The 22,725-nt window shown below is 66.8% G+C and carries 17 protein-coding genes and 1 pseudogene; 10 read left to right on the forward strand and 8 right to left on the reverse strand.

From position 1 onward, the window contains the following. Positions 1-35 precede the first annotated feature (35 nt). Both BSF38_RS21340 and BSF38_RS21345 read left to right on the forward strand, forming a co-directional pair. Positions 36-1,859 (forward strand): Hsp70 family protein, encoded by a 1,824-nt coding sequence (locus BSF38_RS21340; RefSeq protein WP_076349028.1) that lies wholly within the window; start codon positions 36-38, stop codon positions 1,857-1,859. 2 nt (positions 1,860-1,861) lie between these two features. After that, positions 1,862-2,347 carry a molybdopterin-dependent oxidoreductase gene (locus BSF38_RS21345; RefSeq protein WP_076349030.1) on the forward strand — a complete coding sequence of 162 codons (486 nt, stop codon included), beginning with the start codon at positions 1,862-1,864 and terminating at the stop codon, positions 2,345-2,347. 90 nt (positions 2,348-2,437) lie between these two features. On the opposite strand, the gene BSF38_RS21350 is transcribed toward BSF38_RS21345, so the two are convergent. Continuing rightward, on the reverse strand, positions 2,438-3,910 hold the full coding sequence (locus BSF38_RS21350) for a hypothetical protein (RefSeq protein WP_076349032.1): 1,473 nt from the start codon (positions 3,908-3,910) through the stop codon (positions 2,438-2,440). 203 nt (positions 3,911-4,113) lie between these two features. Beyond that, positions 4,114-6,489, reverse strand: coding sequence for a serine/threonine-protein kinase (locus tag BSF38_RS21355; RefSeq protein ID WP_210405627.1), 2,376 nt, complete (start codon positions 6,487-6,489; stop codon positions 4,114-4,116). Positions 6,490-6,672: 183 nt separating this feature from the next. Between BSF38_RS21355 and BSF38_RS21360 the strand changes: the two genes are divergently transcribed. Continuing rightward, positions 6,673-8,004 carry a hypothetical protein gene (locus tag BSF38_RS21360; RefSeq protein WP_076349036.1) on the forward strand — a complete coding sequence of 444 codons (1,332 nt, stop codon included), beginning with the start codon at positions 6,673-6,675 and terminating at the stop codon, positions 8,002-8,004. 87 nt (positions 8,005-8,091) lie between these two features. On the opposite strand, the gene recA is transcribed toward BSF38_RS21360, so the two are convergent. The 3 genes from recA to BSF38_RS21375 form a co-directional block, all read right to left on the reverse strand. Next, complete coding sequence (gene recA / locus BSF38_RS21365; protein ID WP_076349038.1) at positions 8,092-9,174, reverse strand: recombinase RecA; 1,083 nt, start codon at positions 9,172-9,174, stop codon at positions 8,092-8,094. 65 nt (positions 9,175-9,239) lie between these two features. Next, a complete protein-coding gene (thpR, locus tag BSF38_RS21370) occupies positions 9,240-9,854 on the reverse strand; it encodes an RNA 2',3'-cyclic phosphodiesterase (RefSeq protein ID WP_076349040.1) in 615 nt (204 codons plus the stop codon). 50 nt (positions 9,855-9,904) lie between these two features. Further along, a complete protein-coding gene (locus BSF38_RS21375; protein ID WP_145952256.1) occupies positions 9,905-10,363 on the reverse strand; it encodes a hypothetical protein in 459 nt (152 codons plus the stop codon). A 1,311-nt stretch (positions 10,364-11,674) separates the two neighbouring features. On the opposite strand from BSF38_RS21375, the gene BSF38_RS21380 reads away from it, so the two are divergent. Next, complete coding sequence (locus tag BSF38_RS21380) at positions 11,675-12,511, forward strand: hypothetical protein (protein WP_076349044.1); 837 nt, start codon at positions 11,675-11,677, stop codon at positions 12,509-12,511. Positions 12,512-13,652: 1,141 nt separating this feature from the next. Here BSF38_RS21380 and BSF38_RS32710 read toward each other — a convergent pair. From BSF38_RS32710 to BSF38_RS21395, 3 genes and pseudogenes are all read right to left on the reverse strand, one after another. Next, a pseudogene (locus BSF38_RS32710) lies at positions 13,653-14,252 on the reverse strand (RNA polymerase sigma factor); the annotation flags it as partial. A gap of 117 nt (positions 14,253-14,369) precedes the next feature. Then, positions 14,370-14,984: a peroxiredoxin family protein gene (locus BSF38_RS21390; protein ID WP_076349048.1), complete on the reverse strand. Its 615-nt coding sequence runs from the start codon at positions 14,982-14,984 to the stop codon at positions 14,370-14,372. Further along, positions 14,981-16,276: an MFS transporter gene (locus tag BSF38_RS21395; protein WP_076349050.1), complete on the reverse strand. Its 1,296-nt coding sequence runs from the start codon at positions 16,274-16,276 to the stop codon at positions 14,981-14,983. The genes BSF38_RS21390 and BSF38_RS21395 overlap by 4 nt, the downstream gene beginning before the upstream one ends. Before the next feature lie 105 nt (positions 16,277-16,381). On the opposite strand from BSF38_RS21395, the gene BSF38_RS21400 reads away from it, so the two are divergent. From BSF38_RS21400 to BSF38_RS21425, 6 genes are all read left to right on the forward strand, one after another. Continuing rightward, on the forward strand, positions 16,382-16,957 hold the full coding sequence (locus tag BSF38_RS21400; protein ID WP_076349052.1) for a TetR/AcrR family transcriptional regulator: 576 nt from the start codon (positions 16,382-16,384) through the stop codon (positions 16,955-16,957). A gap of 203 nt (positions 16,958-17,160) precedes the next feature. Continuing rightward, the gene (locus BSF38_RS21405) at positions 17,161-17,598 is read left to right on the forward strand and encodes a hypothetical protein (RefSeq protein ID WP_145952257.1); all 438 of its coding nucleotides are present in this window, start codon (positions 17,161-17,163) and stop codon (positions 17,596-17,598) included. A gap of 506 nt (positions 17,599-18,104) precedes the next feature. Next, a complete protein-coding gene (locus BSF38_RS21410; protein ID WP_076349056.1) occupies positions 18,105-19,082 on the forward strand; it encodes a DUF1559 family PulG-like putative transporter in 978 nt (325 codons plus the stop codon). A 44-nt stretch (positions 19,083-19,126) separates the two neighbouring features. Next, positions 19,127-19,528 (forward strand): hypothetical protein, encoded by a 402-nt coding sequence (locus BSF38_RS21415; RefSeq protein WP_145952258.1) that lies wholly within the window; start codon positions 19,127-19,129, stop codon positions 19,526-19,528. A 49-nt stretch (positions 19,529-19,577) separates the two neighbouring features. Next, the gene (locus tag BSF38_RS21420) at positions 19,578-20,957 is read left to right on the forward strand and encodes a carboxymuconolactone decarboxylase family protein (protein ID WP_083713210.1); all 1,380 of its coding nucleotides are present in this window, start codon (positions 19,578-19,580) and stop codon (positions 20,955-20,957) included. Positions 20,958-21,250: 293 nt separating this feature from the next. Then, complete coding sequence (locus BSF38_RS21425; RefSeq protein WP_076349060.1) at positions 21,251-22,717, forward strand: carboxymuconolactone decarboxylase family protein; 1,467 nt, start codon at positions 21,251-21,253, stop codon at positions 22,715-22,717. Positions 22,718-22,725: the final 8 nt, after the last annotated feature.

Raw genomic sequence — 22,725 nt, forward strand, 5'->3', positions numbered from 1 at the left:
CGTCGTAAGATTTCGATTCGATTCAAGAGGCCGGCATGTCGCGATTCGTCGTGGGCGTCGATCTGGGTACGACCAACAGCTCCCTGGCTTACGCCCCGTCGGGCGAGGGCCCGGCCGATCCGTCGTCGCCGCCGGTCCCGATCGAGCAGCTTCCGATCCCGCAGGTCGTCGGCCTGAACGACGTTGCGCCTCGGCCGCTGCTTCCCTCGTTCCTGTACCTGGCCGGAGCCAAGGAGTTCCCCGCCGGGGCGCTCGACCTCCCCTGGAAGGCGTCGCTGGATCGCGCGGCCGGCGTCTTCGCCCGCGACCACGGCGCGAAGGTCCCCGGCCGGCTGGTCAGTTCGGCCAAGAGCTGGCTGTCGCACGCCGGGGTCGACCGCCGGGCGGCGATCCTGCCGTGGACGGCGGCCGACGACGTCGCCAAGGTCTCGCCGGTCGACGCCTCGGCCGCGTATCTGGAGCACCTGCGCGACGCCTGGAACTCCACGATCGCCGGCAAGACCGCCGCCGACCGCCTGGAGAATCAGGACGTCCTGTTGACCGTCCCCGCCTCGTTCGACGCCGTGGCCCGCGAGCTGACGATCGAGGCCGCCGGCAAGGCCGGCCTCAAGCACGTGACGCTGCTCGAAGAGCCCCAGGCCGCCTTCTACGCCTGGCTTTCGGCCCGGGGGGACGACTGGCGGAAATCCGTGAAGGTCGGCGACGTGATCCTCGTCTGCGACGTCGGCGGCGGCACCACCGACTTCACCCTGATCGCCGTGACCGAGGAGGCCGGCGACCTCGTCCTGTCGCGGCTCGCGGTCGGCGAGCACATCCTGCTCGGCGGCGACAACATGGACCTGGCCCTGGCCTACGCCGTGGCCGGCTCGCTGCCCCAGGGCATGGACGGGCTCGACGCGGCCCAGCGGGTGGCCCTCGGCCACGCCTGCCGGACGGCCAAGGAGACCCTGTTCGCCGACCCCAAGAAGGCGGCGGCCCCGGTCGCGATTCTCGGTCGCGGCTCGAAGGTCATCGGCGGCGCGATCAAGACCGAGCTGACCCGCGAGACGCTGCACGCGGTGCTGGTCGACGGCTTCCTGCCCCGATGCGCGCCGACCGACCAGCCCGTGCGCGGGCGTCGCGTGGGCCTGACCGAGATCGGCCTGCCCTACGCCGCCGACCCCGCGATCACCCGCCACCTCGCGCGGTTCCTGGGCCAGCAGGCCGGCTCGCTGCACACCGGCGGGTCGATGATCATGCCGTCGTCGGTCCTGTTCAACGGCGGCGTGTTCAAGTCGAACGAGCTGCGCGGGCGCGTGCTCGACGTGCTTTCCGAGTGGGCGGGCAAGCCCGTCCCCGAGCTACGATCGAACGACCTGGACCTGGCGGTCGCCCGGGGCGCCGCGTATTACGGGCAGGTCCGCAAGGGCCGGGGCGTGCGGATTCGGGGGGGCGTGGGGCGGTCGTATTACGTCGGCCTGGAGACCTCGGCACCTGCGGTGCCAGGCGTTTCGCCGCCGGTCAAGGCCCTCTGCGTCGTGCCGATGGGCATGGAGGAGGGGACCGAGGCCGACGTCCCCAGCTCGGAACTCGGCCTGATCGTCGGCGAGCCGGCCGTGTTCCGGTTCCTCAGTTCGACGACCCGCCGCGACGACCCGCTGGGTGCCGTGCTCGACCGCTGGAACCCGGAAGAGATCCAGGAACTCGCCCCGCTCGAAACGGCCTTGCCCGTCGAGGGCGACGCCGAGGGCGCGGTCGTCCCGGTCCGGCTGCACTCCCACGTCAACGAGGTCGGCGCACTCGAACTCTGGTGCCGGAGCACCCGCGACGACCGTCGCTGGAAGCTCGAATTCAACGTCCGCGAGCCGAGCGAAGACTGAAAATGAGCGATCAACCCACGCTGCTTATCGTCGACGGCGCCGTCGCGAAGCCCCTGCGCCTCAGCTTCGACGACCTCGCCGGTCTCCCCGCCGCCGACCGGGTCGACGACATCTCCCGCTTCCACCCCAATCGGCAAGGGTCGGGCGTGACGTTGGAGGCCGTGCTGCGGTTGGCCGAGGTTTCGCCCGAGGCGCGCTACATCACCTTGCACGCCGACCGCGACGACTTCCACGTCCCGGTGCCGCTCCAGGCGGTCCGCGCCGAGGCCGTCATCGTCTTCCACCTGAACGGCGTTCCGCTCGGCCCCAAGCACGGCGGCCCGATCCGGTTCATCATCCCCAACCCCGCCGCCTGCCACACCGACGAACTCGACGACTGCGCGAACGTCAAGTACCTCAGCCGCATGGAAGTGACCACCGGCCGAGGCCGCGACACCCGCCCGACCACCGACGCCGAACACGCCGCGCTTCACGAGAAGCAAGGCTGACGGCGGGGCGGTCGACGAGGGAGATCAAGAAATGCCGCTGCAAGCATCAGTCGTTGTCGATGTGGTGATACGTTCTCTCGCCCAGAGTTCTCAGTGTCCGAGGCTGCGGCAGACGGCCAGGTAGGCCGGTTTGAGCTTTTCGAAGTCCTTCTCGGGTCCGTAGGCGAGGACCGAGAGCCGGCGGTCCTTGGTCAGCAGCGTGACGTGGTAGCCTTTGAGGTTGGAGCCGAACAGGCCGCCCGACGCCTTGAACAGGGAGATCCGGCCTTCGCCGAGGCCCGAGCCCTTGAAGACGTCGGGCTTGCCTTCCTGGTACTCGCTCAGCTCCCCGGCGGCGACCTTCTTGTACATCTCGTGGGCGCGATGCACCGGCGCGAGTTCGCTCCCTTCCTCGAACTGGCCCGCCGAGTCGGAGCCCGACATGAGCGAGCCCTGGATGTCGGCGTAAATCTGGATCTTCGCCGGGTCCTTGGTGAGGATGATGTACGAATACGTGTTGTCGGGACGGGCGCCGGTGTCGGTTTCCCAGCCTTGAGGGTGGCGAAGCCGGAACGCGCCGTCCTTCGCGGAGAGTTCGACGGAGGCGATCTTCAGATCGGCCGCCGGGTCGCTCTTGCCAGCGTCCTTGTCGACGAGTTCCGCCGCCGCCTTGGCGTCGGCCTTCGCCTTGCCGCCGGCCGCCGGCGCGCCGGTGAGCCGGATCAACTGGACGATCAGCTTGCCGCTCTGCGGGTCCATGAGGTCGAGCGTCGAGGCGCCGAGCTTGATCTTGAACTCGCGATCGTTGGTCTCGCCGTCTTCGTCCTTGAGGATGAGCTTGAGGCGGTTGCCCTTCACGGAGTAGGTTCCGGTCGTGGTGGACTCGCCGTTAATCGTCATCGACGCATTCTTCTTCGCGTCGAGGACGAGGTCGTAACCCGTGTGGGTGAGCGACCGGCTGATCTCGTGCTCGACCATCGAGCCGCCCCACTTGCCGATGATCGAGGCGGGCTTCAAGAAGACGTCGTATGCGATGTAGCCTAACCCGCAGACGAGCAAGAGCGCGACGCCGCCGACGCCGGCCAGCACCCGCTTGTCGAGCCCGTCGGACTCGCCCGCCGACTTCTTTTTCTTCTTCTTGCCGGTCTTCTTTTTCTTCGGCTCGCCATTCGCGGAAGAGGAATCGGGCAGGGGGGCGAGCCGGGCGAGCGGCGCAACCGGTTCGGAGGCCGGTTCGAGGTCGTCGAAGAGGGACGACGGCGGCTCGTCGTCGAATTCGCGAACCGGGGGGGCCGGCTTCGGAGCGGGCCTGCTCGGCTTCGGCGGCGGGACGGCGGCCTTGGCTGAGACTGAGGTCGGGGCCGGGGCGGTTCGTTTGGCGTCGTGCTCGACGTACCCGCGAGCGAGCAGCTCGTGGGCGACCGTCTCGCTTGCGGCACGGGCTTCCGACTCGCTCGGCAGCTCTTTCTCCTGCCGCGTCGTGGTTCCGTCCGGCTTCATCCGGACGACGCTCATGCGAGCGCCCACGACTTCCAGGACGACGATCTTGCGGTCGGTCGACGAGCCCAGGCTGAACCTACGCATCACGGACCTTCCTCAACGAATCGGTCGCCGCCGAGGTCGCATCAAAGAGATTGTGATTCATGACTCGGACGGATGCCGGGCATCATACACAAACGCAAACATTTTCGCCAAGAGGCCCGGCCGTCGGTTTCCCGAATCTCCACGATCCCTTCATCATTCGACCCGCGCGAGGAACCATCATGACGCCATTGGGACACCCGGCCTCATGATAATGGCGTCGGGGGTTCGGTCGTGTCGGGTTGTGGCTTCAACAAAACCGCCGCCTCATCGTCGAGAAAGTGCAGCTCGAAGTCGCCGTAGCGGTACCGCTTGGTCCATTGGACGGCCTCGTGATAGAGGGTGCGGGCGCGATCCAGTTCGCCCTGCCGGGCGAGGATCATCGACAGCACGAACCATTCGTAGGCGTCGCCGCCGTCGCGAATCTTCATCGAGTGCTCGGCCGCGTCGCGGGCGGTCTCCAGGTTGCCGTTGCGGTACTCGGCGAGGGCCAGGGTCATGAACGGCCGGATGCCGCCGGCCTGGGTCTTGCGGTTGTGAACCTTCTCCGACGTGACCTCGACCAGCCGTCGGGCCGCCTGGAGCGCGACCTCGGGCTCGCGGATTTCGACGAGCGGACAGAACAGCCGTTGCCAGGCCGCGTACTGGAGGATGGCGATGTCGTCGGGAGCCAGGTTCATCGCCTTCCGGCTCATTTCGATGCCCCCCCGGAGATGAGGGACCGCCGCCTCTTTCTCGCCATGCAGCCAGAGTTCGGCGCCCAGGTGGAAATGGCCCCGGCCCAACTCGTTCCAGCGGGGCGCCGTCGGTCCGTCGGCCAGGAGTTTTCTGGCGGCCTCGATCGCTTTGCGATACGCGTCTTTCGTGCCCTCGAAATCGTCGGCCGCGGTATAAAGGAGTGCGATCCGGAGCCAGATCTCCGGGGCCTCCTCGACGGTCCGTCCTTCGCCTTCGAGCGTCTTGAGGTACTCGTGGTAGCACGAGACGGCCTCGTCGACGACGTCGCGCCGGGCCGAGACGAACTTGGGGTCGCGGTCGAGATCGGGGTTCGCGAGTTTCTTGATCGGTTCGGTGATCCCGTTGAGCACCCAGTAGGCGTTATCGGCGGCGATCTCGGCTTCCAGCCGGGCGGTCTCGGCGTTCTTCTTCGCGAGCCCGAGGGCGTCCTTGGTCGCGTCGTGCGCCCGGCCGATCAGGACGATCGAGACGGCGAGCATGACGACCGCCAGCATCAAAGTGGCCAGAGCCGAGGCGACGAGCGACGGGTGCCGGCGTCCCCATTTCACGGCCCGATCCCACCACGTCGGCGGCTTCGCCAGGATCGTCTTGTCTTCGAGGAACCTCCGCAGGTCGTCGGCCATCTCCTGGGCGGTCGCGTACCGGCCCTCGACCTCGCGGTTCATCGCCTTCTGAAGAATCGTCTCCAGCTCGTGGGGAACCTTCGGATCGACCCGCCGGGCCGGAACGGGTTCATGGTCGGCGATCCTCCGGAGGATGTCCTGGTGGGTGGTCCCCGGGACGGCGGGGGCCAACGTCGTGTACTCGTAGAGCGTCGCCGCCAGCGAGTAGACGTCGGTCCGATGGTCGACGAACGCCCGCTGCCCAAGCGCCTGTTCGGGGCTCATGTAGCGGAGCGTGCCGAGCAGGTCGCCGGTCATCGTCAGCCCTCGGTCCTCGCCGAACCGGGCCAGGCCGAAGTCGGTGACCCAGAGGTTCCCCCGCAGGTCGATCATCAGGTTCGAAGGCTTGACGTCGCGGTGGATCACCCCCTGGCGATGGGCGTACTCCAGAGCCAGGGCGGCCTGAAGCCCCACTTCCGCGACCGTCCGGTAATGGTCGGGCTTGCGGGGCGACGACCGTGACAGCCTGGGAAGAGTCGAGAGTACGTCGGCCGCCGCGGGCTTCGAGTCGGAGGGCGAGGGCAGGGGGGACGCGGCCTCGGACTCACCGTGGCGACCGGGTATGTAAACGGTCGTGGCGGGCCCTTGCGGAGCCGTGGCCGAGCTGTCCGGCGACGAGTCGACCGCCCCCGATTCGACTTGCAGCTCGTGGATCTGGGCGGCCAAAGTCTGGCCTTCGATGAACTGCATGGCGTAGTAGTGGACGCCGCGATCGCAGCCGACGGCGAAGATCGGCACGATGTTGGCGTGATGCAACTGCGCCGCGGCTTGGGCCTCGATCTCGAACCGCCGGACGTGCTGGTCGTCGAGGGCCGCGGCGAACGGCAGGACCTTGAGGGCCACCTTGCGGCGGAGCGAGATCTGCTGGGCCTCGAAGACGATCCCCATCCCCCCCCGGGCGATCGACCGGACGACCAGGAAATCGCCGAGCACCATCGGCTCTTCATCGTTCGCCGCCTCCGGGTCCCACGACGGCCCTCTCTCGGATGCCTCGGGGGAGCATAACACGGTCAGGCAGCTTCGGAGGTGGTCGGCGATCGAGGGATGCTCGGCCGCGAGCGTCTTCAGGTCGATGTTCGGACCGTCGTCGAGCGCGGCCCGAAGTGCTTCGAGCACGCGCGCCAGCCGCGCTTCCTCGGAGACGTCCGCCGCCGAGCCGTTGGCCGCAATCTGGTCGCCCACGCCCATTCCCGATCCCCCAAACCACTCCGTCGGGTCGCTTGCCCTCCCCCTTTATTCTAACTGACTCTCCGGGGCAAGTCTCATTGAGCGATCGGGCGATTTGAACTATGGTAACCGTGGGGGTCGTCGGGAGACCGGAGGGACCGGGTCTTCGGCGATCGAATCGAGCCGAGGGAGGCAAGGATGTTTCCCCTTTCGCGACCATTCCGACAAGGGCTGGCGACCGCCGCCTTGGTCGCGGCCACGGTGCTGCCGACGGTTTTCGTGGCGGCCTACGCCTGGCGGATCAACCGGCCGGGGCACATCCGCGACGTCGAGATCGTGCTGGGCAGGCAGCTTGGGCTTCAGGTCACGCTCGACGCCGTGCTGTATCCCCAGCCTGGCGAGGTGGTCTACCGCGGGATCGTCCTGCGGCAGGAGGAGCCGCGCGGGAAGGGTCTGGTCGAGATCGCCCGGGCGGGGATGGTCCGGCTGGTGCGGAGCGATCGGGAGCTGACCATTCACGCCGAGGGCCTGGCCCTCCGCGGCGAGAGTCCGAAGCTCGCCATGGCCCAGATCGGGACCCTGATCCAGCGGTCGGGCGAACTGGCCTTCGACCACGTCAGCCTCACCGCCCCGACCTGCCAGGTCGACCTCGGCGACGGTCTGGGGTTCTCGGTTCAGGACGTCGCGGGGGCGTTCTCGGCCGACCAGGCGAAGCCGATGCTCCGCGTGGCCTACCGGTTGGTCGAGCCGGGGTCGAAGACCCGGTGCGAGCTGACCCTCACCCGTGACAGGGCCAGCGACCCCGTGGGGACGAGCCTGGTGCTCAAGACCCTGGAGGGGCTGCCGCCCCCGGCCCGGGTGCTGAACGTCTTCTTCGACGCCACGGGGTGGATGGGCGAGCGGGCCAAGGTCGACGGCGTGCTCACGCTCCGGCAGTCGGGGAGCCGCGAGTGGGAAGGCGACTTCACGGGCGACCTCCTCGACGTCGACCTGGGCACGCTGGTGGGACGCCGATTTCCGAGGCATCGGCTGGCCGGCCCGGCCCGGGTGGCCGTTCACAAGGCTCGATGGGGAGACCGGCCGGGGCAGGGGCCGGGCTGGCTCGAAGCCAAGGGGAAGCTCAGCGCCGGGCAAGGGGCCGTGGGTGTCGACCTGCTCGCGGCCCTGTCCCGCGAGATGAAGTTCCGGCTGACCCCCCGGGCCTCGCGCGTCGACCCCCGCAGAACCGAGGTCGAGTTCGGCTCGCTCGGGCTGGAGTTCGACATCCAGGCCAACGGCGAGATCCAGCTCGCCGGAGCCCTCGGCGACGGGTTCCCGCCCGACGCGGTGCTGGCCGGCGGCGGCAACGCTCTGGCCTACGCCCCACAGGGCGCCGCCAACGTCTATGGACTCATCAAGACGCTCTTTCCCGTCGCCGATTCGCCGCCGGGGAGCCTCGTCCCCCTCACCACCGAGTCGCGGGTGCTGCTCTGCCTGCCGATCGCCCCGGATATCGCGTCAAAGGGTGTGCGTTCCATGGATGCGAACTGAGGCCCGTCATTGTAGCCGACTTCCGTGGGGTCGGTCCCTGGGCGGCGGACCGGGGTCGGAGACCCCGGCTACAACGGGAGTCGGATTTCAATCCTCGTCCGGGCCTTCCTCTTCGACGGCGCCGTTGGGGCTGAAGGACGCGACGTGGCCGGCGCGGTTGGCGATCACCTTGGCCGAGATCTCCTCGGCGACGGCCGGGTTGTCGCGAAGGTAGTCCTTGGCCTTCTCACGGCCCTGGCCGAGTCGGATGTCGCCGTAGTTGAACCACGAGCCCGACTTCTCGACGAGTTTGTCGACGAGGGCCAGGTCGAGGATGTCGCCTTCGCGGGAGATCCCGTGGGTGTACATCATGTCGAACTCGCAGACCCGGAACGGCGGCGCGACCTTGTTCTTGACGACCTTCACCTTCACCCGCGAACCGGTCACTTCCTCGCCGTCCTTGACCGGGCCGATGCGGCGGACGTCGATCCGCGCCGAGCTGTAGAACTTCAAGGCCCGGCCGCCGGGCGTCGTCTCGGGACTGCCGAACATCACGCCGATCTTCTCGCGGATCTGGTTGATGAAGACCAGAACCCCCTTGGACCGCGATACGCCGCCGGTCAGCTTCCGCAGCGCCTGGCTCATCAGCCGGGCCTGGAGGCCGACGTGGCTGTCGCCGATTTCGCCCTCGATTTCGGCCCGGGGCACCAGCGCGGCCACCGAGTCGATCACCACGATGTCGACGGCGTTCGACAGCACGAGCATCTCGGCGATCTGCAACGCCTCCTCGGCGCTGCTCGGCTGGCTCACCAGCAGCGACTCGATGTCGACGCCCAGCTTCTTGCACCACGACGGGTCCAGCGCGTGCTCGGCGTCGATGAACGCCGCCACGCCCCCCGTCCGCTGGGCGTTGGCCACCGCGTGCAGCGCGATCGTCGTCTTGCCGCTCGACTCGGGCCCGAACAGCTCGACGATCCGGCCGCGCGGCAGCCCCTTGCCGCCGAGCGCCAGGTCGAGCGACAGGGCGCCGGTCGAGATCCCCTCGACTTCCAGGTGGCTCCCCTCGCCGAGCTTCATGATCGATCCGGCGCCGAAGGTCTTCTCGATCTGACTGATCGCCGTGTTCAGCGCCTTCGTCTCGGCCGACGCCGGCGCCGACTTCACTTCGGTTGCTACCTGTCGCTTGGCCACGGCGTCGGCTCCTTACGAATTTGCTTGTTCTATGTACGTGCGATCACTATGATAGCACCGGGTGGTCATTCGGTCAAGTCGTCGGTCCGGGTTCGCGCGCTGGCCAATGGGGCGCGGGCGAGGGGAGCGTAGGCGGGACCTTCGGGGGTGACGGTTGAGGAGAAGGTGACAACCTCTCCGACGCTGAACCCGCCGAGCGACCAGGTCTGGTGCCGGGCGACGACGGCGCCCAGGCTGTTCGGCTGCGCCGCGCTTCGACCGGGCTTGATCCGCCCCAGGGTGATATGGGGGGAAAACCGCTCGTCTTCGGGGATGCACCCGACCTCTTCGAGGGCCGCGCCGACCGCTTTGTGGAGGTCGGCGAGCAGCGCGAGGCCCTCGCCTTCGACCTTCGCCCACAGAACGCGCGGTCTGGCCAGATTAGGGAACGCGCCCAGGCCGGTTATGGTCAGCTCGAACCGCTTGACGGTCCGTGAGGCCTTGGCCACGGCTCCGCAGATCTTATTCAGATCGACGTAAGGGACGTCTCCCAGGAACGCGAGGGTCAGGTGGAACGGCAGCGTCTCGCTCCATCGGACCGAGGGCAACTGCGGGGCCAGCCGACCCTGGAGTTTGGTCAGCCGATCGCCCATTGAGTCGGGAAGGGGGATTGCAATGAATGTGCGTGTCGTCTGGGCCATTGAGCGGTCGTTTTCCGTGTGTGTGGGTCGAGGCGTGTTGAAGTCGAGGCTCAGCGGCGGTAGGACAGCTCGGATTTGATGATCTCGACGAACCGTCGCCAGAGCCGCGCCAGGGGCGTGGGCTCGGCCTCGCCGTCTTCGATGTTTCGCATCACCTGGTTGGGTAGCACGTGGATGACGAGTTTGAGATTCTCCTCACTCAACTGTCGGAGGTCGACGTCGTCGAGGAAGAAACCGGTCAGGGGGTTGCGATTCTGGGTGAAGGCCAACGTGACCGCCCCCTTCCGATCGCCGTCGAGCCAGACCCGGGCCGAATCGCCGGCCCCCACGTCGCCGAGTGCGATCTTCGTCTCGCCGAAGCCGACCACCAGATTCTCAAGCGTCGTATCGCCGTCGTTGACCACCTCGACCGCCGCCCTCGACCCGTGATTCATCCAGACGACGACCTCGAACCCGACCGCCAGCAAGGCGACCGCGCCGATCAGGAGCATCCATTTTCGTCTCGTCATGGTGTCGTCCGTCTCGGCTTCAATCCACATCTCGCGGGGGAGACGATCAATCAAGATCCCGCGCGGAGAACCGGCTGGCAAGACAAGTGTCGTCGGATTAACCGCCTCGCCCTCCCCGGAAATTGGCTTCGTTCGCGCCGAAACCGCCTCGCGCGGTCGTTCTGAGTTCGGAAACTCGCGCCTCGCCGCTCACCGTCGAGCATGGCCGACCCACTCAGACTCCTCCGCCGAGATCAGCTTCGTTCGCGCCGAAATCACGCCGTTTTCCTCGTCTCGGCCCCCTCCCGGCGCGAGCCCAACCGGCCGGAAACGGACCTGGCGCGATCGGCCCAACCGGCTCCGACGTCGTCCCGAAATTGGCTTTGATCGTCCTGGCGCATTCGCCCTTTTCGTCGACGTAACCATCATGATTGGAAGGGTTTCGTTGTCATCGGTCGATTGGCTTCGTTCGCGCCGAAAGCCCTGGTTTCTCCGCTTCGCTCACGACCTCGACGGCTTCGGAACACTCGCCTTCGAGATCGATCCCGCCTTCGGGCGGATTGGGTCCGTTCGTGCGCCGTCTCCAACTCGAAGGAGCTGACGCCGTTGGCTTCGTTCGGCGCGTTTCTCGCACCGCGAGTCCTCAGGCCGCCTCACGGCGAGATTGGCTTCGTTCGCGCCGCTTCGACTCGACTGAGCCGACCATCGCCGTTGGCTTGATCTGAAAATAGCTCGTGGGACGATCGGGGAGCGAAATACAAGCCCGAAGCGCCAGCGAGTGAATTTCCGGTCGCCCAGCGGGGAATTCACTCGCTGGCGCTTCGGGCTACCATTCGGAGGCCGCCCGCGTGACTCCTCGTCAGCTCATTTTCCTGAGGTCGGTCGCCCCAAACTGGAGCATGCCGATTCGTTCGTCCCGATTTTCAAGAATTCCACCGCCTTCATTGGAGCGGTCCCGTGCATCGCCCTCGTCCGCAACCGAGATGTCAAAGAGCCCGTGGACCGCGAGGGTCTACCTCTAATTTACGACGTGTGACGGGTCGCTGAGGAAATACCCGGCGGGGAATCCGCTCCGCGCGTGCATGGTCCCGATATTCCTCTCCGCGTCCTCCGAATCCTCCGTGGTAAATCGTCCCGACGTCCAAAGAAACTCACCACGGAGGACCGGAGAACGCGGACGGAAGACGACTCAGTCGATCATCTGGGAGCGGCCGTCTCTCAGATGCGGGACGTTGAAGTTGAGGGCTCATTCGGGGATCTGATGGCTTGAGGCGGTCTTTTTTGTAGGCTGGGCGTCGGTCGTCAAACCCATTTATCCGGGAAGGATGTCGCATGCTGATGCACACGGTCCTGCTTACCTCGCTGGGGCTCGCATGGGCGGGCCCGACTTCGACGGCGGATCGGGCGCTGTTCTTCGCCGAAGGGTTCGAGGATGCGAAGTCTGCGAGCCGAGGTTGGTACGACGGGAGCCGCTTCGTGCTGTCGGATGATGCGGTCGTCGGGAAGCACGCCGTCCAGTACCACTTTCCGAAAGGGAAGCTGATCCCGTCCGACTCATCGGGAGTCCGTCATTCCATCGAGCCGTCCGAGGTCGTCTACCTGCGGTTCCACCTCAAGCTGTCGCCGAACTGGTCGTGGACGAACAAGCCCTATGGTCCGCATCTGCTCCACTTCATGACGACCGAGAACGACAAGTACCACGGACCAGCCGCCAGTCACCTGACGCTCTACATCGAGCCGGTCAACGGCAAGCTGCGGCTGGCGACGCAGGACATCCAGAACAAGGACGCGCCACACGGCTTGAGCCAAGGACCGCTCAAGGGGGGCTACAACGGGCGGTTCTTCGACAGCCAGGACGTCCTGTTCGACGACGGGAAATGGCACTGCGTCGAGGCGATGTTCAAGCTCAACAGCCTGGACATGGCTCGGGACGAGCCGAATCGCGATGGTGAGCTTCGAGGCTGGGTCGATGGGAAGCTCGTCATCGAGCGAACCGACGTGGTGTTCCGATCGACCGACTTCCCGAAGATGAAGTTCAACCAGTTCTTGATGACGCCGTACTTCCATCACGGCGTCCCGCACGATCAGACGCTCTGGATCGACGAGCTGGCCGTGGGCGCGAAGCGGATCGGGGCCGCAAACCAACCCGTCGACAGCCCCTCCCCGTGAGCCTGATTCTTCACAGTGTCGATCAGGACGGGCCGGCCGGGTCGAGCATGATGTTGGGGATTTCGATCTTCTCCAGACCCCTGGTCTGGACGAGGAATTGCTTGATTTGGTCAGGAAGGAGATCGAATTCCATGTTGAGTTGTTGGAAGCTCGGAACGCCAAGTCCTGAGTGGTTCCTCGCAGGGTGCTCCACGTCATTCTGGTCGATCGCCACGACTCGGAACGGTTTATCGTCCGGGAAGTTATGGGTGATCGTCCACTTCGTTCCCTTCTCGGTTGCGATCGCTTCACTGGTGATGAAGCTCGGTCCGCTGATAGAGCCCGAGGCGGATTCGGATTTGCCGAACATGCGCATGGTCTTCCAGGGACTTGTATGAACCTGGAAATAGATCGTGCAGGATTTCCTCTCTCGTTCGAAGAGGACGGTCGACTCGCTCAGATCGGGCACGGCTTTGCCGTTGCGCTTCGCGATGCCCTTGGAGACCTGTTGGCCGTAATGAATCGACCACATGTGCTCCAATCCGGCAGGCACACCCGAGATGCGCACCACGATCGAGCGAGCAACGAACGATTCGTCCGAACTGGGTTTTGCGCTTGACGTACCGCTTCGCACCACGACCGAACGAGCACCGCGCAGGTCGCCCGAACTGATTTTTGCGTCGGACGGGTCGCACGGCGGCTGTTCCAGAGGAGTGCCGTTTGGGTGCCACCAGGTGCGAGGTCCGGAAGGGTGGGTGGAAACCCCGACGACCTCGATGGTCGCTCCGTTGGGGAGGCTCTTGACCCATCGAGAATCCATCGCGACAGGCCGGTTCGGCTTGTCCTGGGGCCTCGTCCCGATCGCAGGGGACTGCGAACTGGAAACGCGGCGTTGCGGCGGGAGCTGCGTCATACCGGCGGCCGTCAGGCCGAGCGCGACGACCGCGCCTGCCGCCGCAAGGCCGATTTTCTCCAATGCCATCATCTTCAGCACTCCTTCGAACAAGGTTGTGACTGTCGGTGGGATGACGCCAACGCCGAGGGAGGCCGCCGCGCGGACGGTCGATTTCACGATCACGGGAGGGACGGCTGCGCGGGATTCGGCGGCGACGGTCGCGAGCACGCTTGGCGTGAGCCCTCGACGAACGAGGCTCCGTCGCAAACGCAGTCGGCCTCGGGCCAGCCGGCTCTTGATCGTCGCCGTCGGCCAGTCGAGCTGGCGGGCGGCCTGGTCGTAGGTCATGCCCTGGAGGTAGCAAAGCTCGATCGGGCAGCGATATTTCAACGGGAGCCGGTCGACCTCCTCGTTCAAGGCGTCGCCGATTTCCCGCCTCTCGACGTCGACCGCCGGATCGGTCGGCGCGTCGGGTGCGGAGAGGCCGGGCCGATTCGCGCGACGTTCCGTCTCGAAGCGTGCTCGACGCGCCACGCGATGGGCGACGCCGTAGAGCCAGCGGCCGAGGGACTCGTCCACGCGCACCGATCCGGCCCGGCGAACGAGCACGAGGAACGTGGCCTGGAACGCGTCCTCCGCTTCATGATTGTCGCGAAGAACCCGGCGGCAGACGCCCCATACCATCGCCCCGTGGCGGTCGACCAGCGACGCGAAGGCGATCTCGGCCGCCGCGGCCGATTCCGACGACTCGGCGCGCTTGGCCGCGAACCGCCGCAGCAGTTGGCTGTCGGTCAAGCCCGTCGTCGTCCCCTCGGCGAACAGGGTTCGTAACTGCCGCAGCGCGGAGGCGGGTTGTCGGTTTGCCATGATCGTCGGCCCTGCGTCGAGGCGGATTTCCTTCCCGTCGACACTACCATGCGGGAAGTCGCGGACTCGGCCCCGTTTTTTGTTTCGAAAGTTCGGGCGTCCGGAGCCGAGCTTCGCTCAGAACGAGCAGCCCGAGACCATCTCCGTCGGCGCACCTTCGGTTGCGAGCGGGACTTCGCCGAGTCCTGTGAGCCGCGCGAGGCGCGCACCGATCTCGGTCAGGGTCGACGCCGAATAGCCGGGCCAAAGCTCTGCAATCGCCCCGCCGGGCGCGACGAGCATCACGTAGGCGGAGCGCTCGGCTTCGCAGGCCGTGATGATCCGCTTGTCGGGATCGGCCAGGATCGGGTGGCGGGCGCCGTGGCGGGCGGACCAGTCGCGGGCTGTGGCGAGGTCGCCGTCGATGACGCCGAGGAACGAGGCCCGCGCGCCGTAGGCGGCCTGAAGCGCCTGGAAATACGGGTCGGCCGACTCGCTGCACGGACAGCCGTCCTGGATGAAGATCAAGACGAGCGGGCGGTCGATCGCCTCCGTCGCCGGCGCGTGGGATCGGCCGTCCGACCCGATCGCCTCCAGCGAGGTCACGCGCCGGCCGGTCGCCGCGCCGGCGGCGGTTCTCATGGTCGGTGTGACCGGGTGGTAGGGGGCCGCGGGCTTCAACGCGGCGACGGTCAGCACCACCAGGCCGGCGAGGATCAACAGTCCGGAAGCCTTGACCCTGGTCGTCATCATCCCAGCGCCGGCTCGGGCGAGGGGTCGAGCAGAACGTCTTCGACCGGCTCCGTGCGAGTGCGGCCGATCTGGAGGACGAACGCGGCGGTGATCAGGCAGAGGGCCCCCGAAGTGAGGAAGGCGCGCTGATAGTCGCCGGTCCACGACCGGATCGCGCCCGCGCCGAGCGCGGCCGAGGCGGCGCCGATCTGGTGGGCCGCCACGATCCAGCCGAACATCACCCCGGCGCGGGCCCTGCCGAAGGCGTCGGCCGTCAGCCGGACCGTCGGCGGCACGGTCGCGATCCAGTCCAGTCCGTAGATCAACGCGAAGATCGGCAGGCCCCACGAGGCCGGTCCCAGGACCACGGGCAGGAACACGAGGGCCAGGCCGCGAAGCCCGTAGTACCAGCAGAGCAGCAGCCGGTTGTCGAGGCGATCCGACAGCCACCCCGAGGCCGTCGTCCCCACAAGGTCGAACAAACCCATCGTCGCCAGCAGGCCGGCGGCCTGGACCTCTGGGATGCCGTAGTCGAGGCAGGCCGGGATCAGGTGGGTTCCGACCAGCCCGTTGGTGCTGGCCCCGCAGACGAAGAAGCTGCCGGCGAGGAGCCAGAAATCGAGAGAGCGGAGGCCGTCTCGCAGGGCCGAAAGAGCGTCGGCCACCGGGTTCGACGCGACCGGAACCGCCTCTTCCATGTCAAGCCGGGCGCCGTAAGGCCGCAAGCCGACGTCCGACGGTTGATCGCGCAGGAAGAGAGCGACGAGCGGGATCACCAGGGCCGACGCGCCCGCGACCAGCAGCGAGACCGGCCGCCAGCCGAGCGTCTGGACGATCCACGCCAGGAGCGGCAAGAAGACCATCTGGCCGGTGGCCGCGCTCGCCGTCAGCGCTCCAAGCACCAGGCCGCGGCGCTCCACGAACCAGCGGTTGACGACCGTCGCGGCCAGCACCATCGCGGTCATGCCCGTCCCGCCGCCGACGACCACGCCCCAGAGGAAAATCATCTGCCAGGCGGCCGTCATCCGCGTCGTCAACGTCACGCCGGTCGTCACGACGACCAGCGAGATCAGCACCGTCTTCCTCAAACCCAGGCGACCCATGAGCGCCGCCGCGAACGGCCCGATCAGGCCGTAGAGGACCAGGTTCACCGAGATCGCCAGCGAGATCGTCGCCCGGCTCCAGCCGAACTCCTGCTCCAGCGGGACGATCAACACCCCGGGCGCGGAGCGGACCCCGGCCGTCGCCAGCAGGACCAGGAACGTGACCCCGGCGACGATCCAGGCGTAATGGAGCGATCCCCGCGTCGACATGGCTCCCAATCTCCTCTCACCCCTTGATCCCGGTGGCCCGCTTCAGGGATGATGTTACGGACGGGTCTGTCTCATGTCAATTCGGTTGCGAGGGAGGCGAGAGCATTGGAACCCGCGAAGACGGCGCGCGAGCGTGTCCTCGACGTAGCGACGGACCTGTTTTACCGCGAGGGGGTTCGCGCGGTGGGAATCGACACGATCATCGCGCGGTCGGGCGTGGCGAAGATGAGCTTGTACCGCAACTTCGCCTCCAAGGACGACTTGGTGGTCGCCTACCTGGAGGAGCGGAACCGGCGGTTCTTCGCCTGGTGGGATCGCGCGACGGGGGCGGACGACGACCCCCGCGAGCGGTTGTGGAACCTGATCGCGGCCACGATCGAGAAGGTGCGACACCCCGAGCACCGGGGGTGCCCGTTCCTGAACACGTCGACCGAGTTTCCCGACGCCGGCCACCCCGCGCACGCGGTGATCGCGGCCCACAAAGGCGAGGTCCGGGCGCGGCTGCTCGACCTGTGCGGCCGTCTGGGGGCGTCGCGGCCGGAGGTGTTGACGGAACAGTTGATCGTCTTGATGGACGGCGTGTACGCGTTCCCGCAGTCGTTCTCCGACCCGAACGCCGCGTCGGCCGTTCGCGAGGCGGCCGCCACCCTGATCAAGGCCCAGACGGCCAAGACCCGCTGAAACGCGACGCGCAAGCCTCGATCGGCGGTCGAATCATCCTGGTCCTGTCGATTGCGATCAACGAGATTCGAAAATTACGCAGATCTTTCTTGCAGGCGCCAAGGGTGGGTTGTACTGTCTTTGGGATCAGGCTCTCGCACTGGTAGGCCCCTCAGATCCAACACACAGTCAATAATCCGGTGATGATGCAAACGGCCGCCTCGATGCGATCGGCACGGTTTGGGACGACGGCGCTTCTCGCGCTGGCGGCCCTCGCCCTGATTGCGCCGACACCGGCGCAAGCCGGTTGCAAGGGGCACGGGGTCGCCCGGACGCGCGACCCCGCATTAGCCGGCCTGGATGAGTTGTGGGACGCCGGGGCGTTGGCCGAACTCGCGCAGTCCGGCCCCGCAAGGTCCAATCCGGCCGACGCGCCGGTACCGTGCTCCGGGGCCTTTTGCTCGGGCAGTCCGGCCGTTCCCTCGGCCCCGCTCGTCGCGCCGATCGACGGCCACGGCCTGTGGGCGAATTGGATCGACCGGCCCGAATCACGCGAGCTGAATTCCCAGCCCCTTCCGTTCGACGAGTCCCAGCTTCTCCCTTCCTACTGCGGGCTCTCCGTCTTCCACCCTCCCCGATCGGCCGCCCCGGCGTCTGTCTGACGCTTCCGCGCTTGCGCGTTCAATGGGGTGATCCCGCGCTTCTCGCGCCCTTAGCATCGGTCGAGGGAACTGCCCCCGAGGGGGCATGAGATCGGTTCATCCGAATCCGTGCCGTCCGGAATGAGCGCGGTTTGCTCGCGCGTCGCGGTTGGATATCAATAATGCTGTTGCAAACAGCCTTCTCCCCCCGGGAGAAGGTGGCCGGAACGGCCGGATGAGGGTCGTCGGAATCATCAACGGATTTCGGACGCCGAGTCACGGGGCCGTCACGCAACGCGAACCGCTATGACCCTCATCCGCCCCTGCGGGGCGCCTTCTCCCGAGCGGAGAAGGCATGCTCGCGACAGTCTGCTTTGACGACCGACCACGATCCAATTGCACTCCCTGCGCGCCGCGCGGGCGTCTCTCCAACAGAGGTCGCCCACGGGGCCGATGATCGCCGTCCGCGCATTCCGAAGTCCACAATCGTCGCGCTTCATCATTCGTACAGGTAAAGAGAGGCTTTCATGACTCGTCGTTCCGGTTTCACGCTGATCGAATTGCTGGTCGTGATCGCGATCATCGCGGTCTTGATCGCGCTTTTGCTTCCCGCCGTGCAGTCCGCTCGCGAGGCGGCTCGGCGGTCGCAGTGCGTCAACAACCTCAAGCAGATCGGTCTGGCGCTGCACAACTACCACGACGTCCAGGGGGCGTTCCCGATTGGTCGGGGCCTCAACGTCGCGACCAACACGTCGAACGACATCTCGCATCAGGCGCGGCTGCTTCCTTACATGGAGCAGACGACCATCTCGAACTCGATGAACTTCAGTCTGAACTCGTCGCACGCGTCGAACGCGACGGCCATGGTGACGAGCGTGAACGTCTTCCTCTGTCCGAGCGACTCCGCGGACGCGCTCCCGGTCGGATGGGCGGGCATCAACTACCGGACCAACTGCGGGACGAGCATCGTCAACTCGTACGGCACTCAGGACACGTCGCAGGTCAACACCATGATGCCGCCCCCCAACGGCCTGCTGTTCACTGACTACACCGTGCGGATCGCCAGCGTGGTCGACGGCACGAGCAACACCGCCGCCTTCAGCGAGCACGTGAAGGGCGACTTCAGCAACACGATCTCGACTGAGCTGTCCGACACCTATCGTCCGGGCACCTACCCGGCTTCCGCCGACGAGGCGTATCAGCAGTGCCTGGCGGTCAACATCCTCGACCTGACCAAGCAGGGGAACTCGAACGGCGGCGCGCCTTGGATGACGGACACGCACACGTCGACGCGGTACTACCACGGCAGCCCGCCGAACTCGCGGTCGTGCATGTTCCCGCCGTCGCGGATCAGCACGACGGCCAACAGCCGCCACCCCGGCGGCGTCAACGTGACTCTAGCCGACGGCTCGGTCCGGTTCGTCAAGTCGTCGGTCAGCATCCCGACCTGGCGCGCTCTGGGAACCCGCAACGGCGGCGAGGTCCTCAGCAGCGACAGCTATTGATCGAGAGTCGACTCATCTCAACCTTTCGTTCGGAGATTTCCGCATTGAACGGGAAACGGACCCTTTCGCCCCGCCGGCCGTTGTGGCTGGCAGGCGCCCTGATACTGGTGCTTGGAACCGGCGGCTGCGGGCCTTCCGCGACACCCGCCGACCACGCCGACGGCCGCAAGGCCCTCCAGACCGCGCTCGACGCCTGGAAGGGGGGCCAGACGCCCGACGCCCTCGCGAAATCAACCCCCTCGATCCACGTCGCCGACGATGATTGGGACTCGGGGCTTCTGCTTCAGAGCTACAAGGCCGACGACGAGGGCAAGCTCGTCGGGACCGACCTCAACTACGCCGTCGTCCTCGAGTTGAAGAACGACAAGGGCAAGGTCACGTCGAAAAAAGCCGTCTACGCTGTCTCCACGCATCCGCAGCTTCTGGTTCTGCGTCAGGACGACTGATCATCCCGGATCAAAAGATACACACCGATTCGAAAGAGGATGTCAACCGATGAGACTACGATTGCTATCCGTCCTCGCGGCCTCGATGTTCGCGGCCTTGCCGGCGGTCTGCCTGGCGGACGACGCTCCGGCGTCGGACGCACCGTCGAAAGTCGCCGCGACCCGGCAGGAATTGAAGGAACAGCTTGAAGGCTCGAAGCAGTCGCGCCCGCGACTTCCGTTGCCCCCTCCGACCGAGGAGGAGCTTGCCGAAGCCAAGGCGCGCGGGGCCGCCGCCAAGGCTCGGCCCGGCTCGGGCGGGATGGGCGGCGGCATCGTCAACAACGGCCGGCTGCGTCAGATCCACATCGATCCCGCCCTCCTCGGCGACCGCAACGGCGGCTCGCGCGAGCCCGACCCGACGATGACGGTCGACAACACGTTCAAGACGATGCTCTTCTGGATCGTGTCGCGGGCCAACAATTGCACTTATTGCCAGGGCCATCAAGAGGTCAAGCTCGCGGGCGACGGCGTGAAGGAAGACACGATCGCCGCCCTCGACGGCGACTGGTCGGAGTTCACCCCCGCCGAGCGCGCCGCGTTCGTCTTCACGCGCAAGCTGACCTTCGAGCCCAATGCGCTGACTGACGCCGACGTCGACCGGCTGCGTCAACACTACAAAGATTTGCAGATCCTTGAGATCATCATGACCGTGTCGGGCAACAACGGGACGAACCGCTGGACCGGCCCGCTGGCCATCCCCCAGGAGAAGCACCGGGTCTTCCTGACCCCGACGGCCGAGAAATACAAGTCGCTGCGCAGCCTGGTGGCGCCCCTCGATCCGAACGCGACCGGCATGGTCTGCGCGAAGCCAGCCTCGCGCGGCGAACTCGAATCGCGCGAGCAGGTCGAGAAGGCCCTTGACGCCGCCCGTAAGCGCACCCCGAGGCTGCCGCTGGCCGACGACGCCCAGGCCCGCTCGGTGCTCCCCGCCGACTGGTCGGGATCGGGGCCCGCGCCCCAGTGGGCGCGGCTGCTGGGCAACTTCCCCAAGGGGGGCAAGCGGCTGGCCGACGCGTTCGCCCGCGTCGAGACCAAGGGCAAGCTCAGCCCGGTCCTCAAGAGCAAGATCGCCTGGGTCGGCGCTCGCCAGGACCGCGCCTGGTACGCCCTCGGCCACGCCAAGCGGCGGCTGAACGATCTGGGATTGAGCGACGACCAGGTCTTCGCCCTGGACCAGCCCGACTTCGCCAGCCCGCCGGCCGAACAGGCGGCCCTCGCCCTCGTCCGCAAGATCACCGTCGACCCGGCGCTCGTCACCGACGCCGACGTCGAGGCCGTCCGCAAGCACTATTCCGACTCCGAAACGGCCGAGGTCGTCTACCTCGCCACCCAGGCCGCGTCGTTCGACCGGCTCACCGAGGCCGCCGGCTTGCGACTCGAGAATTGAACTCGAAACGATCGGGCCGCGACTGCCGTGCGGCTTGATCGTCACGCGCCGGAACCCATCACCTCGTGCCGCTCTGGCAAATAGACTTGAGACGAACCAGCGCATGCCCGAGTACAAGCCCGAAGCGCCAGCGAGTGCAGGGTTTCGAACGGCCGACCGCAAATGCACTCGCTGGCGCTTCGGGCTTGTACTCGGACCCCGCCGACCGCGACTTCATTTTCATGAGGTCGGGTGTTCCCACGGCGTCATAATAGTTTCCTCCTCACGTCGGACTCTCAGAAAGGACAGACCCCATGCGCAAGACCGCGACTTTGGCGGTGGGCTTGATGTTCGCTTCGGCCGGAATCGGCAAGGCAGACGAGCCCCGTCCCGTACCGCTCACGCGACCCGAAATGAAGCGGCTGATCGAAGACATGAAGGCTCGCAAGCCTCGGATTCCGCTCCCCGAGCTGACCGAGGCCGAGAAGGCGAAGCTCGGCGAACGCGGGGCCGGCTACGAGAGTCGCATCCGGGCGCTCTATCTGCCCGCCGGCGAGGGTTTCGGCTACGGTGGGAATCGGCCCGCGACGGCCGGGAACGCGGCCGGTCGGGCTCGAGGCGATGCGAACCGGGGAGCCGCTCCGGCGGGCGCGGGGCCGGAATTCGCCCGCAACGCCGACCCGAACATGTCGCTGGACGGTGCGTTCAAGGTTGAGCTGTTCTGGATCGCCTCGCGAGCCAACAACTGCCAGTATTGCCTGGGGCACCAGGAAGGGAAGCTCTTGCGAGCCGGTTTGAAGGAGGACGAGATCGCCGCGCTGGACGGCGACTGGTCGGAGTTCAACCCCGCCCAGCGCAAGGCCTTCGCCTTCGCCCGCAAGCTCACGTATGAGCCGCATACGCTGAGCGACGCCGATATCGACGGGCTCCGCAAGGATTATCAAGACTTGCAAATCCTTGAGATGATCCTCTCGGTCGCGGGCAACAACGCGATCAATCGCTGGAAGGAAGGCGCCGGGGTTCCCCAATCGCAGGGGGGCGGCGGCTTCGGCAGGCGGACGGAGAGTGGCGAGGTCGCCGCCCCGGCTGCTCCCGCTGCGGCTCACACCTATTTGACCCCGACGTCCGAGAAGTTCCAGTCTCTGATCACCAAGGTCGCGCCGGTGGTGAACGATTCCAAGACCGGCGAGCCCACGAAGCTCACGGTCTGCAATCGGCCGCCGCTCGAATCCCGGGCCGACGTCGCGAAGGCGCTGGAGACCGCCCGCGCGCGAACCCCGCGTCTGCCGCTCGTGGACGACGCCAAGGCCCGCGCGATCGTGTCGTCGACCCTGCCGGATGGGCCGTTGCCGCAATGGGTCCGCCTGGCCGCCAACTTCCCGCGCGAGGGAGCGAACCGGATCACCGCGGTCCTCGCGGCTGACGAGAAGGGGGACCTCAAGCCGCTGCTGAAAGCCCAGGCGAGCTGGATCATCGCCCGCCAGGACCGCGCCTGGTACGCCGCCGGCGTGGCGCAGCGGCGTCTCAAGGAACTGGGCCAGACCGATGATCAGATCGCCGCGCTGGACGGCGATTGGTCGGAGTTCTCACCGGTCGATCGGGCGATGTTCACGGTGGCGCGCAAGCTGGCCGCCTCGCCCGTCGTGCTGACCGACTCTGAAGTCGATGCGGCTGTCAAGCTGGCCGGCCCCCGCGACGTCGTGCAACTGATCAGCTTCACGACCACCCGCGCCTGGTTCGATCGCGTCACCGAAGCCGCCGGACTGCAACTGGAGAAGTGACGTTCTAG

This window comes from Paludisphaera borealis (genome assembly GCF_001956985.1).
GTDB lineage: Bacteria > Planctomycetota > Planctomycetia > Isosphaerales > Isosphaeraceae > Paludisphaera > Paludisphaera borealis.

Bases quoted from the DNA above. Each gene is read 5' to 3' on its own strand.
- BSF38_RS21340 (WP_076349028.1), top strand. From the start codon at position 36: ATGTCGCGATTCGTCGTGGGCGTCGATCTGGGTACGACCAACAGCTCC.
- BSF38_RS21345 (WP_076349030.1), top strand. From the start codon at position 1,862: ATGAGCGATCAACCCACGCTGCTTATCGTCGACGGCGCCGTCGCGAAG.
- BSF38_RS21350 (WP_076349032.1), bottom strand. From the start codon at position 3,910: ATGCGTAGGTTCAGCCTGGGCTCGTCGACCGACCGCAAGATCGTCGTC.
- BSF38_RS21360 (WP_076349036.1), top strand. From the start codon at position 6,673: ATGTTTCCCCTTTCGCGACCATTCCGACAAGGGCTGGCGACCGCCGCC.
- thpR (WP_076349040.1), bottom strand. From the start codon at position 9,854: ATGGCCCAGACGACACGCACATTCATTGCAATCCCCCTTCCCGACTCA.
- BSF38_RS21375 (WP_145952256.1), bottom strand. From the start codon at position 10,363: ATGACGAGACGAAAATGGATGCTCCTGATCGGCGCGGTCGCCTTGCTG.
- BSF38_RS21380 (WP_076349044.1), top strand. From the start codon at position 11,675: ATGCTGATGCACACGGTCCTGCTTACCTCGCTGGGGCTCGCATGGGCG.
- BSF38_RS21390 (WP_076349048.1), bottom strand. From the start codon at position 14,984: ATGATGACGACCAGGGTCAAGGCTTCCGGACTGTTGATCCTCGCCGGC.
- BSF38_RS21395 (WP_076349050.1), bottom strand. From the start codon at position 16,276: ATGTCGACGCGGGGATCGCTCCATTACGCCTGGATCGTCGCCGGGGTC.
- BSF38_RS21405 (WP_145952257.1), top strand. From the start codon at position 17,161: ATGCGATCGGCACGGTTTGGGACGACGGCGCTTCTCGCGCTGGCGGCC.
- BSF38_RS21410 (WP_076349056.1), top strand. From the start codon at position 18,105: ATGACTCGTCGTTCCGGTTTCACGCTGATCGAATTGCTGGTCGTGATC.
- BSF38_RS21420 (WP_083713210.1), top strand. From the start codon at position 19,578: ATGAGACTACGATTGCTATCCGTCCTCGCGGCCTCGATGTTCGCGGCC.
- BSF38_RS21425 (WP_076349060.1), top strand. From the start codon at position 21,251: ATGCGCAAGACCGCGACTTTGGCGGTGGGCTTGATGTTCGCTTCGGCC.